Raw genomic sequence first — 13,372 nt, forward strand, 5'->3', positions numbered from 1 at the left:
AGCGCTTACCTGAGATAAGCGCTGAAGCATAAAAGTTTATTCCCTTGGTTATTGTCGGTCGTAAGTGAACTGTTGCGCTCCATTCGTACTGCTGTGGTAATGCCCAAGCACCAACTCAGCACCTTTGTAAGATAAATGGCTGTCATCCGTATACATCGCATTGTTCGCACCAACTTTCATTCGACATACGCCATTTCTGCAAATGGCCTCGGTCAAGTCGACAAACTCAACGTGCTCAAATTGCTCAAAGTAGTTCACTAACTTCGCCACGTTTTGAGGGTGATGTTGTTTAGGAGAAAAGTCGCAGGCAGACTCTTCCGTCTCGCCAAACAAACGCGCTTTCCAAAGGCATTCTCCTACCGCAAAAGGTGCAGAAGGCGTTGGGCCGAAAACGACCACTTCTTTCCCTTCCAGTTCATTCAACAATCCAGTTAATGATGCCTCATAATCGGCTTGTGAAAGCTCTTTATTGAAGTTGGAAGAGATAACGACGCGACGAATAGAAGGGGTACGCAAAATGGTATCGATTGCCTGTTTGAAGAACTGTCGGCAAGAAATTGATCCAGCATCTTTGATGATGTCGACATAACCGACTGCACAGGAATCTTGAGTAAGTTGCACCACGCCAGTTGGTGTTACTTCGGACAGACGCTTCACGTAAACCATGCTGTGACTATTGCCTAACACAGCGATGGTGGGCTGCGGCGCAGACGAGCACACATCGTTAACGTCGGTGTTGCCGTTGCAATCTAAACCGTAACCGTTATTAACGCGCATGGCTTCGAAAAATGCGCTTCTTTCTGGAAAACCACCGTTTTGATGACCGATAACGCCGAACGTTAGCAAGGGCAACGTCAACAACACAATAACCGCGGACACAGTGCGCATGCTCATGGCTTTTCGGCTACGGAACGGCTTTTCAATAAAGCGCCAAGTGAAGTAAGAAAGTACAAAAAGAGCGGCAATGTAAAGCGAGATATTGACGTCTTGTGTTGCGTCCAACACGTAGCGGTAAAACACAAATAGCGGAATATGCCACAAGTACAAGCTGTAGCTGATTAAGCCGACAAACACGACCCATTTTAGGCTCAGCAATTTACCGCACACATTGTCTTTAGAGGCAAACAAAATCACTAACGCGCTACCGATGACCGGCACCAGCAGCGTAATGCCCGCGCCATCTTGCGATTTTTCAAACAAAAGCGCGGAAGCCAATATCAATACGATGCCAATGGTTGCCAGCGTATCGTTGGATTGAACTTGAGCTTTTCTCATTACTAATGCGAGTAATGAACCGGTTGCCAGCTCCCAAGCACGAGAGAAGATCATATAGAAGGCGAAATCAGGATCGTTGCTCGCATAGACAATAGTCATCAAACTCAGCGCAAATACCGCGACAAAAAAAGTCAGGAAAAACGCGTTTTTGCCACGAGCGAGAAGCATGAGTAGCAAAGGAATGACAATGTAGTATTGTTCTTCAACGCCCAAGCTCCAAGTGTGAAACAGCGGATTGGCTTGATCTTCTAAACCGAAGTAATTGTGGCCTTTTAAATACAGAAGAATGTTGGATGAAGAAAGAATAGAAGACACTGCGAACTGACCAACGTCTTTGTGCGCTTGTGGCAAAAATAACCACCAAGACATCAAATAGCTTACGGCAATCACCACCAGTAGCAGGGGAAGTATGCGGCGAATGCGTCGCTCATAAAAATCACCGAGGCTGAACTTCTGGTTTTCCAAATCGTTAATTACGATGGTGGTGATCAAATAGCCGCTGATAACAAAAAATACGTCGACGCCAATAAAGCCACCAGCGAATTGCTCAACTCCTGCATGAAACAAAATCACTAACGTGACAGCAATCGCCCTTAATCCGTCTACTTCCGCTCTGTAAGTCATATTGTGTCCCTCCAACATTCCGTTTAACGAAGTAGAGCAAAATATGAACCAGAAATAATATTGCTTTAAATCAGTACCTTAAATTGATTGTCAAAATGAAAAGGCTGGGGGAAATAACGGATTCCCAAATTGAATTTCAATATGGAAATCCCAGAAAGAGTGATGTTAAGAAGCGCTAAATCAAAGAACGTAAAGCGCGAGGCTCTTAGACTTCATTGAAAATGATAACGCTAAAGAAACAATGACAGAGAATACGATTCAGGAAAAAATTACCAGCTTTACTTGTATCGAAGAAGCGTTGGATTACTTCGAAATCGAGTTTGATAGCCGATTTATCGAAAACAATCGAACCGAGTTGGTTAAGAGGTTTAACGGCTACTTAATCCTCACTAAACCGGATGATTGGTTTTCAGGCCGCCGCGCACTCAAAAACGCCTACTGTAAAGTACAACGCAGTTTACTAAGTAAAACGACGCGCTCTGCGTGTCGAGGTTGTACATCTTGTCAAAGACGTTACTTCTTGGTGGCTTGCCTAAAAAAGAACCCTGCATCTTGGCGTCACAGGGGGAAGAGCAAGGTTCTTTTGGGTTAGCTGTTGGTTTGTCGCGAGTTGCGAATCAGCTTTACGCAGATGAATTAACCCGCGTGATACGCAGGGTAGTCCACTAAGCCTTTTTCATTGCCGCCGAACAATGTCGTAGGGTCATGTTCTGCCAGCGGATAGCCATGCTTGATGCGGCTTGGTAAGTCTGGGTTTGCAACAAACGGACGACCAAAACCGATCATGTCGGCTAAACCACTTTCAATCGCGTGTTGCGCCTTTTCTGCGTTGTAACGACCGGCATAGATCAGTTTGCCTTTATACGCCTCACGAACTGCGGTTTTAAAGTCGTGCGGAGTGTCTGGTGCGTCGTCCCAATCCACTTCTGCAATGTGAATGTAAACCACATTGAGTTTATCAAGCAGCGCAGCAGCAGCGGTGTAGGTATTGACAGGTGTGCTATCAACGGTGCCGTTTAACGAAGTGAATGGTGCAAGGCGAACACCAACACGCTCTGCGCCAATGGCTTGCGTCATTGCTTCGACCACTTCACCAAGAAAACGCAGACGGTTTTCAATTGAGCCGCCGTATTCATCGGTGCGGTTGTTCGCTTCAGAATCGATAAACTGGTTAACCAAGTAGCCATTTGCTGCGTGAAGTTCGACACCATCAAACCCAGCTTCTATCGCGTTTAATGCGGCTTGGCGGTATTCTTCAATAACATTATTGATGTCTTGCTTGGTCATTTCACGTGGCTCAACCACGTCGACAAAGCCAGGTTCGTCTGTGCCATTGTCGATAAATACTTTCACGTTTTCTGCTTTGAGCGCAGAAGATGAAATAGGTTGCTCGCCGCCGATGTTGTCAGGATGAGTCACACGACCAACGTGCCATAATTGCGCGAAGATAACGCCGCCTTTCTCGTGCACTGCATCAGTTACTTTTTTCCAGCCAGCAATTTGCTCTGGGCTATAAATACCCGGAGTCCACGCATAGCCTTGACCCGTTGGTGAAATTTGCGTGCCTTCAGCAACGATTAATCCCGCTTCGGCGCGTTGAGCGTAGTAGGTGGCCATCATGTCGTTAGCGACATTACCCGGTTGAGAGGCTCGAGAGCGCGTCATCGGAGGCATAACGATGCGGTTTTTTAATGAGAGAGAGCCAAGTTGAATCGGTTGAAATAATACGTCTGTCATAGGAAACCTCGTTATTGTTTAGTTTGAATCAGTTCGATTGGGTAGCCGTCGGGATCTTTAATGAAGGCGATGTGCGTTTCTCCTCCTTTCATTGGACCGGGTTCGCGAGTGACGTTGCCACCAAGCGCTTTGATTTTTTCGCAAGCTGCGTAAATGTCTTCACACCCAAACGCCATGTGTCCGAATGCGTTACCTAAGTCGTAACTGTCGGTATCCCAGTTATAAGTTAGCTCGATGGTCGCGCCATCTGGTTGATCAGGGTTACCAACAAACACCAGTGAGTAACGGTATTCTTGGTTTTCAAAACGATCCAAAACGCTCATTCCCAGAACGTTTGTATAAAATTCGATAGATTTGTCTAGGTCAACAACACGGATCATCGTGTGGAGAAACTTCATAAGTCGCCTTTCATAACGTTGCGTAATCACGGTGCAAACCTTATCGCTACTCTAAATAAACTGGAAATTATCGTTAATTATAAAAATGATTATTTAACGTTATGGACAATGAGGTTGTTGGCCCTACAACGTGCAAACAAAGATTACTCGCCATTTCTTTTTAATAATCGGCATATGCTAATTACTCCTTTTTACAAGCCGAGTACTTAACATGTCCGCAAATAGTCACTTTCATTCCACTCACGAAGCTCATTATCAATGTGCGGTTTGTTCTTCCATCGATGCGAATCCGAACTCTTTGGCTGTGAACTACCAGTGTCTAGCCGATGGTTCTGTTGTCGGAGAGTTTCACGTTTTACCGCGTCATCAAGGTTACACAGACCTGTTGCATGGTGGCATTGCGAGCTCGCTGCTCGATGGTGCAATGACGCACTGTTTGTTATTTAGAAACATTCAAGCCCTTACCGCGCAGTTGGATGTGCGCTACCATGCACCTATTGAGCTAGATGACCACGTCACGATTACTGCACACTGTGAAGGTGAACGCCGCGGTATATATCAACTGGTGGCTCAATTACTGGTCAATAATGAAGTTAGAGTGACGGCAAAAGGGAAGTTTATTCGTCCTAAAGAGGCGTAAATAAAAACTCGTTCTACGGAGAGATAATGAAGAAATTTGATGAGCTGTACGCAATTGCGACGAGAAAATCTCAATATGACCAAACCAACACTTGGTTTAAAGGCGTAGAGACTTATCTGGAGGCCATTGGCAAGGAAGTCGATGAAGTCCGTGAAGAGATTCGTGAGGATCGCCTTTGTCATTTGGAAGACGAGTTAGGCGATGTGTTGTGGAACTATCTTAACGTATTAAAAGTGTTGGAAAGAGAAAAGGGCATAGATCCTGAGAAAGTACTCGAAAGAGCCTGCGCCAAATACGAGCAGCGTGTATCTGCGATTGAATCGGGACGCAGTTGGGATGAGGTTAAACAGCAGCAGAAACAAGCCTTGAACGCGGAACATGAAGCCGCGCAGTTAGAGACCATGAAGAGCCAATAACTGCGCGTGATATTATTTAAGATGCGGCGGAATGGGGAAGTCTGATCAATCCTTCGTGCCATTGACCAACAGTAGGTCACAAGGAGGTTGATCAAGTAACGTGTCTACAGTGCTGCCAGACCAAAATTGGGATGACATGCTTCGCTTACACGCGCCCATAATCAGAATTGCCGCTTGTGATTGCTTAACTGCTTTTGGTAACGCCGTTTCAGGGTTTCCTTCTGGCAGCAGTAGTGGTACTTGAGTTAACTTTTGCGCAGTAATAAAGTCCGTAATGCCTGCTTTTTGGTTGCTCAAAATCTCTGCACGATAGCGAGACAGATAAGGCGCAACGTAGCGGCAGTAAACTAACGTCATTTTTCCGCTCAAGGTTTTTTCTAGCTTTGAGCCTCGCGATACGATGGCTTTATCTACGACCGACTTTGCATCTCCGCGATGAAGCGGATCTATCGCGCAAAGCATGTTGGCGTGAGAAGGCCATGAACGCTCACTTAATAGCAATAAATCACAATCGTTTTTTGCTAGCTCGGTGAGTAAGGTTTGAATGTCGTGCTTGTTAAAATGCCCCACGAGCAGTAAATCTGTGTCGTCGACAAGCCGTTTCGCGACTTGAACAATCCAATGACTCCCTTTGAAATGCTCATAAGAGAGTGTTGGCGTTTCAACTTCCTCTTCTTCACAAAGTTCGATAACGAAGTCTTTAAATTTTGATGTCCAAGCTTCAAACTCAGCTTGTCTCTTTTCTATATGGTCAGAGTTGAAACTAAGGAAATGCGCGAACGCGTGATCTTCACTCCGGCGGTGATCTTCCACCAATACCACGATGGGTTGAGCCAGCGCTGTCGCAAACTGAATCACTTTACGAAGCACCTTACGACTTGGTAAGGCGGCTTGCTGAGTCAGAAAAAATACTGGTGCCATTGATTACTCCATTATCAAACGAGGCAAATGCGCCTAATGCACACTAAAAGTTTATACCATCCTCTTATGCAAAGACGTTCTGTTTCTGCGAGCAAAATATAAATTCCGCAATTGTGCGCGCCATTGCCTAGAATTTTAACATCAGGATCTCATGCCTTTAGGTAATAGACATCGTGTTGACACTAACGTGATGCCCAAGGAAATCGGTGACAATGATGATAGATTCCAGCCAATTACAAATTAATCGCAAAGTGCCTCATTTGCTTGCCGAGATCATTAAAGCGATAGAGTCGACCGAAGACCTCAGTTTTTTGAAAGACTATCAGGAAGCGCAAATCGCGAACATTTTGGAGTCGGTCAACATTGCTTATCGTAAACGCGTAATAGAAGCGGTGCCGCCAGAGAAGTACTGGACGGTATTAAACTTGCTGCGATACGACACCGCCAAGCACATTCATCAATCACTCAACAAAGAGCTGCAACATGAACGCTTAGCATACATCACGGATTCGGAACTGATCATCTTTGCAGACTTTCTACCGACCGAGTTTGTGGATGAGTACCTTATCGACCAAAGTGAAGAGTCGGTCGCGCACATTCAACAAGCGCTGTCGTATGAAGATAACAAAGTGGGGAGATATGCCGAGCCGCATTTTTTAGTCGCAAATCCTAAAAACAGCGTAGGAGGCATCAAAACCGAGTTGTTAAAACGTGGACAAAGCCCGGTGCGATTGATCATTGTGCGCGATGTCGGAGGCGTTCTTGGGACGATAGAACCTCAAATCCTGTTGCTGCATGAGAATCATACCAAACTCACAGACTTGACCGTAGTCACGCCAATTCTGGAAGATATCCAAACGATTCAAAGCGTCAGTAAACAGGTCTCGATTGATGGTGGAGCGCATTGGTTTCCTATCATGGCTGGTGGCAAAATTATGGGCGTTTTGTCGATGGCGACCATCGCGATTACCTTGCGTGAACTCAGCCTACAAGCTGTAGTGGCAGAAAACGTACGAAGCGAAGAGGATTTGTTCACACCATTAACTGTGGCGACAAGGCTAAGAGCACTTTGGTTGGTGATTAACTTGCTGACCGCTTTTGTTGCCTCTGCCATCATTGGTATTTTTGATAATGTGGTCGAGCAAGTCGTTGCGCTTGCTATCTTAATGCCTGTTGTGGCGAGTATGGGCGGCATCGCAGGTAGCCAAACCTTAGCGGTGGCCATTCGGGGTATCGCACTAAACCACTTGCACCAAAGTAACTTGAAGCTATTGGTAAATAAGGAATTAAAAATCGCCACCATTAATGGCTTGATCATGGGATTAGTCATCGCGGGTGTCGTCTACATGGTGTTTGACTCTTGGCCATTGGCGCTTATTATCTGCTGCGCAATTTTTCTCAATAGTCTGGCGGCTGCGGCATCGGGTACGCTGATACCATTCACGTTGAAGAAGTTTAACATTGACCCCGCCGTGGCTGGCTCGGTAGTATTGACAACCGTTACCGATGTCGTCGGTTTCTTTGCGTTTTTAGGCTTAGGTGCCATATTCTTGATATAGAAAGCCAATTGACGCGTTAACCTGATGATCCAATCTCTCCATTTCCCAACCCAATATTTTGGGCAAGTTTGGTTCGCTCAAAATTCCTCCGTTTTTCATAAACGCTGAACACGCCGTTTAAGCTTTCATTTCATCAATATTTTTCACTGCTCATTTCTATCCCAAAACTTTCCACTGCCGATCTCGCTTAACGCTGGCGTGCCAAATGCCATGTCAATTTCAAACGCCAGATGATGCCAATTTTCTTGGCTGTACACGCATTACTTCACTCAAACAAAAAAATAAGGAAACAATTTTGAATAAACTCATCGTATTCACTGGTGGTCCCGGTGCAGGAAAAACCTCGGTAATCGAACAACTAAAAACACAAGGCTTTATCTGCTCGCCAGAAACAGGTCGTCACGTAATACAAAGGCAGGTTGCGAATTACGGTTCAGCATTACCTTGGAATGACAAACAAGCCTTTCGAGACGAAATGATGAAGGCAGAAGTGAGCAATTACCGAGCTTTCAATGCCCACCAAGGGAATGTGTTTTTTGATCGCAGTATTGTGGACGTATATGGCTACAGTAAGTTGGAACAACTGCCAATCTCGCATGAGCTCATCACGCATTGCCAGACGTTTCGTTATCATTCTCAAGTATTCATTTTTCCACCGTGGGCGTCGATATTCAGCAACGATGAAGAGCGAAAGCAAGGTTTTTCTGAAGCGGTCGCCACGTATCAACAGATGGTCGATGCATACCACAAGTTCGGTTATCAATTGATCGAAGTGCCCAAAATGTCAGTCGAAGACAGAGTGGCGTTTATTCTCGACTCAGTCATCGAATAAGGCAGACAGATGAATAATGTAAACAAATGCGTAAGGCGATTGTGACCACGACGACAATATGCGTAAAGGGAGTTATTTATACTGGATAAAATTCAATGACTTAATTGAGCATTATGTCTTTTAAATATCTTACCTTATTGCTCGCAACGACGAGCATGAACAGCTTTGCTGATGTGGACCTGCCTTCGGGGGATGATTGGTTAAACCATGTGACGAATGGCCTAGCCCCATATTGGATGATGGAAAGCGCGCATGGGCAACCTGCGGGGAATTTTCCGACATTTCGTTGTGATAACGGTGTCATTCTCGACCCACAAAAGCCGTGTGAAGAATTAAACAAAGGGTGGATTAGCCCGCACTTCGATCGCGAATACACACGCATGAAATCGCGCCAAACTTACGCTTATGGCGTGCTTTTTCATCTTACGGGTGACAAACAAGCATTAGAGCTGGCAAAGAAAGGGGCTTATTACCTGATTGATCATCTACAAGATGAGAAAAACGGCGGCTTCGTGAGCTTTACGCGTAGTGGAAAACCGGGGATGGAGTGGCAACAGCGAACTTCTCAAGACCAAGCTTACGCCTTGGTGGGCTTGGCGATGTACTACTACTTGACGCAAGATCCAAAGGTTGAACAAGCACTTATCGACCAGCAAGCGTTTATATTTAAACAATACCGACGAAGCGATGATCGCGGTTTGGCGTGGGTTTTGAAAGACGGTGATGGAGAAAGTGAGAAGCAGCAAGAGTTAGTCGCTCAACTTGACCAGATCAATGGCTACCTGTTGTTAACGGCGCCACTTTTACCAGAACCAGCGCAAGCCAAGTGGAAACAAGATCTGGAGTGGCTAACGCAAGTGATGCTGGATAAATACCACTCCGACAAAGAGCAGCGCTTTTATGGCGCGATACACCACAAAGCGGTAATGATGCCAGATGCGAAACACAATGATTTTGGACACACCATCAAAGCGTATTGGATGACGTATCTCACTGGTCAGTTGTTGGGGAAATCCAATTGGACAGAGTTTGGTTTCAAAGGAATGAAACATACGCTTAAACAAGCGCAATACCAGCAAAACTTTGAGCAAGTCAAAGCGTTCTTCTCACCAGAATGGCAGAGTAAATGGACGCAAGAGAGCATTCCTGCTTGGCAATCAAGACCGCACAAACACTATAGCTCGTCTTGGGAATGGGCAGAACTCGATCAAGCGGCGATGACGGTTTCTCTTGTCGATGATTCGATGAAAGAAACGTTGCAATACACGTTACCCACCTTTATGGACGTGTGGGTGGATCATCAATACGGAGGTGTTGGTCTGAATCCTAAATCAACCAAAGCGTTCCATTGGGGGAATGGTTACCACCAGTTTGAACATGCGTTGGTCGGGTATTTGTACGCGCAACAAATGGCAAAACAGCCCGCCAAGCTTTACTACGCGCGACCAGCCGAGAGTAAAATGCCACTTAATCCATATTACTTTAACGCAGATATAAAAGCGCTTTCATCGCAAAGTGATGGAGTCACTACCGCAACGTTCACCAATATTCGACCATAACTTGGTCGATGGTGGTGTGGTGGTTAAAGTCTGCGTGCAAACTAACAAAACCCAATGGTAAACTGCGGGTCTGTTTTACATAGTATTTAAAGGTAATTTGATGAACCCGATTCTTGCGATGTTGAAAGAAAACAATATTAGCGACGAGCAAATCAACGAGCTATTTCAGGCGTTAACTCAAAACCCTCTGGCTGCAATGGCAACTATCAGCCAACTAGGTCTGCCACAAGATCAGCTTCAAGCGTTGATGGCGCAGGTAATGCAAAACCCTGTACTGATTAAAGAAGCAGTGGAAGAGCTAGGCCTAGACTTCTCCAAAGTAGTAGAAGCCAAAGCGAAGCTACAGCAGTAATCGAGTTTTCGATAAAAACAAAAGCCGCCAGAGCCAAACGGTTCTGGCGGCTTTTTTACATCAGATGAAAGGTACGAGACTCCAACGGGAAAGCGAATAGATTGAGCTTAATTTGGTGCTTGCATAAAAAATCAAGTGCGATTCTAGTCACGTCGCATGAACTCACGGGTGCTATTGGAAATAAATGAATTGTTTCTAATACATAGAACGTATTAACATGGTTGCACTAGGCCCATATGAGTAAATTCATTGAATATACAATTTGAGAGAGGGTTTAGTTTTAAAAATAATAGTTAGTTGGAATCTAGGTTAAATGAAAATAAATATATTTAAAAAGCTACAAGTTGTATTTCTTGTGGTGTCAGCATCTTTAATGATGGGGTGTTCGTCTATAGATGCGCATGCTGGTGGCGGATACGGAAAGCCGTTTTCAGGCACCGCGTTATCAGTCGCACGACAACCTTGCTATTTAAGATCTGATATTACTTCCATCGCGTTATATCCACTTTCATTGATTGACATCCCTTTGTCGTTAGCAACGGACGTTGTGTTTCTTCCTGTTGATTTAGTCATGGTAGCTACACCCACAACGAGTTATGGCGGCGTTGTTTCTCTAGGTTGTCCAAGCGGCAGCATGATCTAAAATCTGATTTTATTGAAATAAATGCAAGGAAATGAAAGTGGAATCGAAAAATAATTACTCAACAGAAAACAACGCTCCCTCGGTGCTCTTTGTAACGTCGCTTTTGTGTTTGGCATCAGTTTGTTTGGCCATACTGCTATTTATTATTGAGTACATTTCTGGCATGGAAATGAACGGTGTCGGCTTTCTTGGGACGTTAATACCAGCGATGAGTGTAGGATATTATTTTGGCTATAAAACAGGGAATATAATGCCTTCGACAACGAGATGGTATTCAGTGCTGCTTTGGAATTTATCGAGCTTAGTGGTGTTTTCTCTCATCTTAATGTTTTTGGGCATCTCTATATTTGAACTGATAGCGGAACTAGGCTGGTTCAGTATTATTATCGTTGTATTAACGTTAATAACCGTTTGTCTCGGGTACTTTATTTTCAAGAGTGGTGAAAAAATGGCGATTAAGGTTTTGCTAAAAGCGCAAAAGAGTGCGTAACTCACAAATAACGAACGCTTAAAGATAGATACGTAAAAAAGACGCCAGCCATATCGTGCTGGCGTTATTGTTTTCTCTTTCTTTTTGCCTCTTTGGTCTCTAGCAAAATCGAATGTTTTAGACGAAACGGTCTTTCCACGAAAACTCAACATGTTTATGTCTGCCGAAACGTGTGTATAATTCGCCGGAAATTACGATTTACAGATAACGAAAGGTAAGTATGGCAGTCCTCGAAATTCTCTCCATTCCAGACCCAAGGCTTAAAGTAAAAGCAGAAAAAGTCACTGACGTATCGACAATACAAACGTTGATCGACGATATGCTAGAAACACTTTACGCAACGGGCAATGGCATCGGTTTAGCTTCAACCCAAGTGGGTAGAAAAGAGGCGGTTGTTGTCATCGATATCTCTGACGAACGCAATGATCCTTTAATCTTGGTCAACCCAGAAGTGGTGAGCGGAGAAAACAAAGCACTTGGTCAAGAAGGGTGCCTATCTGTTCCCGAATACTACGCCGATGTTGAGCGTTACACATCAGTTGTTGTGTCTGCATTGGACCGTGATGGTAACCCGATGACAATCGAGAGCGATGAGTTTTTAGCGATTGTGATGCAGCACGAAATCGACCACTTGTCTGGTAACTTGTTCATTGATTACCTTTCACCGTTAAAGCAAAAAATGGCGATGAAAAAAGTGAAGAAGTACGTAAAAGCGCAAGCTAAGTAATATGAAAGGAAGTAACTCACAACCGCGAGTTACTTCCTTTTACATCAAGAATAAGTAGAGTGCTTTATCGCGTTTTTTTGGGGACATAACGCTTCACGATCTTCATAAGCTTCTGAAATGAAGAACAGTCCATATGTGACTCATGAGGGCAGGTGGCAACATGGTTTAGGCTGTCTCGCACCGCTTTCAAACGTGTTATTTGCTCATCAATTTCAAGCGCCTTTTTCGCCAGTAAGTCACGATCAATGTATGGTTTTGAACCTTCTGAGTGATTCAACATTTCTGCCATTTCGTTAAGTGATATTCCAGCGATACGCCCCAAACTAATGATGTTGAGTTTATTGAGTACCTCTGGTGAATATTGACGTCTCAATCCATTCCTTCCTATCGAGCGAATTAACCCCAACTGTTCGTAGTATCTGAGCGTTGAGGTCGGCAATCCTGATTTTTTAACCACTTCTGCAATATCCATATTATTCCTCATTGACTTCAAGTTGGCTTTAAGTTGTAGCATGCAACTAAGACCTTAACAAATCAAAAACTTGAGGAGCGAAAAATGCTGTTTTTAATAGGATTACAAGCGGCGCTAATAGGGATTGGTGCGACTTTGATAATGGATTTATGGGCTTGGCTACAAAGGAGAGTGTTTGGTATTCCCTCACTAAACTATGCATTGGTCGCGCGCTGGGTTTTGTACATGCCCAAAGGAAAGCTTATGCATGCGCCAATTATGGCAACAGACCCGATGTCGGGAGAAAAAGCACTCGGTTGGTTTTTGCACTATGCCATTGGTGTTTTTTTCGCTTTGGCTCACATTGCTGCTTTTGGGCATCATTGGTTGGTAGAGCCTAGTCTAGTGCCCGGCTTAGCCACTGGTGTGGTCACGTTGGTCTTCCCATTTTTTGTCATTCAACCTTGTTTAGGATTTGGTTTTGCTGCCAGTAAAACCCCAACACCTTGGAAAGCCCGTTTTCTTAGCACATTGGCGCATTTGGCTTATGGCTTGGGTTTATTCATAGCCGCGTTTGCAATCAAAGTGGCGAGCCAGTATTTTGCATAGGGAATATGAGCATCATGCAAACGAGTCTTTTTTGTTTTTATTTATGATGCTCAACTCTTGGTCGTTTTTGGCGCGTTGCTCATAGTGGGCGGATATGTTTGAGGTCTGTCGTATTTATCCAAGACGTAAAGTCAGCGAA

15 protein-coding genes and 1 pseudogene are annotated in these 13,372 nt (G+C 44.6%); 11 read left to right on the forward strand and 5 right to left on the reverse strand.

Annotated features, from left to right (window positions below; translation table 11 throughout):
• Positions 1–48 precede the first annotated feature (48 nt).
• Complete coding sequence (locus tag NL645_RS02340; RefSeq protein WP_253651115.1) at positions 49–1,899, reverse strand: acyltransferase family protein; 1,851 nt, start codon at positions 1,897–1,899, stop codon at positions 49–51.
• 241 nt (positions 1,900–2,140) lie between these two features.
• On the opposite strand from NL645_RS02340, the pseudogene NL645_RS02345 reads away from it, so the two are divergent.
• A pseudogene (locus tag NL645_RS02345) lies at positions 2,141–2,413 on the forward strand (nitrogenase-stabilizing/protective protein NifW); the annotation flags it as partial.
• Positions 2,414–2,535: 122 nt separating this feature from the next.
• Here NL645_RS02345 and NL645_RS02350 read toward each other — a convergent pair.
• Both NL645_RS02350 and gloA read right to left on the reverse strand, forming a co-directional pair.
• Entirely contained in the window at positions 2,536–3,636 is a 1,101-nt protein-coding gene (locus tag NL645_RS02350) for an alkene reductase (RefSeq protein ID WP_253651116.1), read from the reverse strand.
• Positions 3,637–3,647: 11 nt separating this feature from the next.
• Positions 3,648–4,034, reverse strand: a complete 387-nt coding sequence (gene gloA / locus NL645_RS02355) for a lactoylglutathione lyase (protein ID WP_253651117.1) — start codon at positions 4,032–4,034, stop codon at positions 3,648–3,650.
• Positions 4,035–4,245: 211 nt separating this feature from the next.
• Between gloA and NL645_RS02360 the strand changes: the two genes are divergently transcribed.
• Positions 4,246–4,674, forward strand: a complete 429-nt coding sequence (locus tag NL645_RS02360; protein ID WP_253651118.1) for a PaaI family thioesterase — start codon at positions 4,246–4,248, stop codon at positions 4,672–4,674.
• Positions 4,675–4,700: 26 nt separating this feature from the next.
• Positions 4,701–5,090 (forward strand): MazG nucleotide pyrophosphohydrolase domain-containing protein, encoded by a 390-nt coding sequence (locus tag NL645_RS02365; protein ID WP_237285044.1) that lies wholly within the window; start codon positions 4,701–4,703, stop codon positions 5,088–5,090.
• Between the two features lie 45 nt (positions 5,091–5,135).
• Here NL645_RS02365 and NL645_RS02370 read toward each other — a convergent pair whose 3' ends face one another.
• The gene (locus NL645_RS02370) at positions 5,136–6,011 is read right to left on the reverse strand and encodes a universal stress protein (RefSeq protein ID WP_253651119.1); all 876 of its coding nucleotides are present in this window, start codon (positions 6,009–6,011) and stop codon (positions 5,136–5,138) included.
• Positions 6,012–6,223: 212 nt separating this feature from the next.
• Between NL645_RS02370 and NL645_RS02375 the strand changes: the two genes are divergently transcribed.
• From NL645_RS02375 to def, 7 genes are all read left to right on the forward strand, one after another.
• Positions 6,224–7,570, forward strand: coding sequence for a magnesium transporter (locus tag NL645_RS02375; RefSeq protein ID WP_253651120.1), 1,347 nt, complete (start codon positions 6,224–6,226; stop codon positions 7,568–7,570).
• A 295-nt stretch (positions 7,571–7,865) separates the two neighbouring features.
• The gene (locus NL645_RS02380; RefSeq protein ID WP_104973641.1) at positions 7,866–8,402 is read left to right on the forward strand and encodes an AAA family ATPase; all 537 of its coding nucleotides are present in this window, start codon (positions 7,866–7,868) and stop codon (positions 8,400–8,402) included.
• A 113-nt stretch (positions 8,403–8,515) separates the two neighbouring features.
• A complete protein-coding gene (locus tag NL645_RS02385) occupies positions 8,516–9,961 on the forward strand; it encodes an N-acylglucosamine 2-epimerase (protein ID WP_253651121.1) in 1,446 nt (481 codons plus the stop codon).
• 100 nt (positions 9,962–10,061) lie between these two features.
• A complete protein-coding gene (locus NL645_RS02390) occupies positions 10,062–10,313 on the forward strand; it encodes a DUF2999 family protein (protein ID WP_005395194.1) in 252 nt (83 codons plus the stop codon).
• A gap of 313 nt (positions 10,314–10,626) precedes the next feature.
• The gene (locus NL645_RS02395; RefSeq protein ID WP_164665587.1) at positions 10,627–10,956 is read left to right on the forward strand and encodes a YceK/YidQ family lipoprotein; all 330 of its coding nucleotides are present in this window, start codon (positions 10,627–10,629) and stop codon (positions 10,954–10,956) included.
• Positions 10,957–10,987: 31 nt separating this feature from the next.
• The gene (locus NL645_RS02400; RefSeq protein WP_029817912.1) at positions 10,988–11,446 is read left to right on the forward strand and encodes an ABZJ_00895 family protein; all 459 of its coding nucleotides are present in this window, start codon (positions 10,988–10,990) and stop codon (positions 11,444–11,446) included.
• Positions 11,447–11,666: 220 nt separating this feature from the next.
• Positions 11,667–12,173: a peptide deformylase gene (gene def, locus NL645_RS02405; RefSeq protein ID WP_025559876.1), complete on the forward strand. Its 507-nt coding sequence runs from the start codon at positions 11,667–11,669 to the stop codon at positions 12,171–12,173.
• Between the two features lie 64 nt (positions 12,174–12,237).
• Here def and NL645_RS02410 read toward each other — a convergent pair whose 3' ends face one another.
• Positions 12,238–12,645, reverse strand: a complete 408-nt coding sequence (locus NL645_RS02410; protein WP_005395191.1) for a helix-turn-helix domain-containing protein — start codon at positions 12,643–12,645, stop codon at positions 12,238–12,240.
• 84 nt (positions 12,646–12,729) lie between these two features.
• On the opposite strand from NL645_RS02410, the gene NL645_RS02415 reads away from it, so the two are divergent.
• Positions 12,730–13,233 carry a DUF2938 domain-containing protein gene (locus NL645_RS02415; RefSeq protein WP_124007846.1) on the forward strand — a complete coding sequence of 168 codons (504 nt, stop codon included), beginning with the start codon at positions 12,730–12,732 and terminating at the stop codon, positions 13,231–13,233.
• Positions 13,234–13,372: the final 139 nt, after the last annotated feature.

This window comes from Vibrio sp. Y51_MX_L26 (assembly GCF_024181935.1).
Classification (GTDB): domain Bacteria; phylum Pseudomonadota; class Gammaproteobacteria; order Enterobacterales; family Vibrionaceae; genus Vibrio; species Vibrio diabolicus.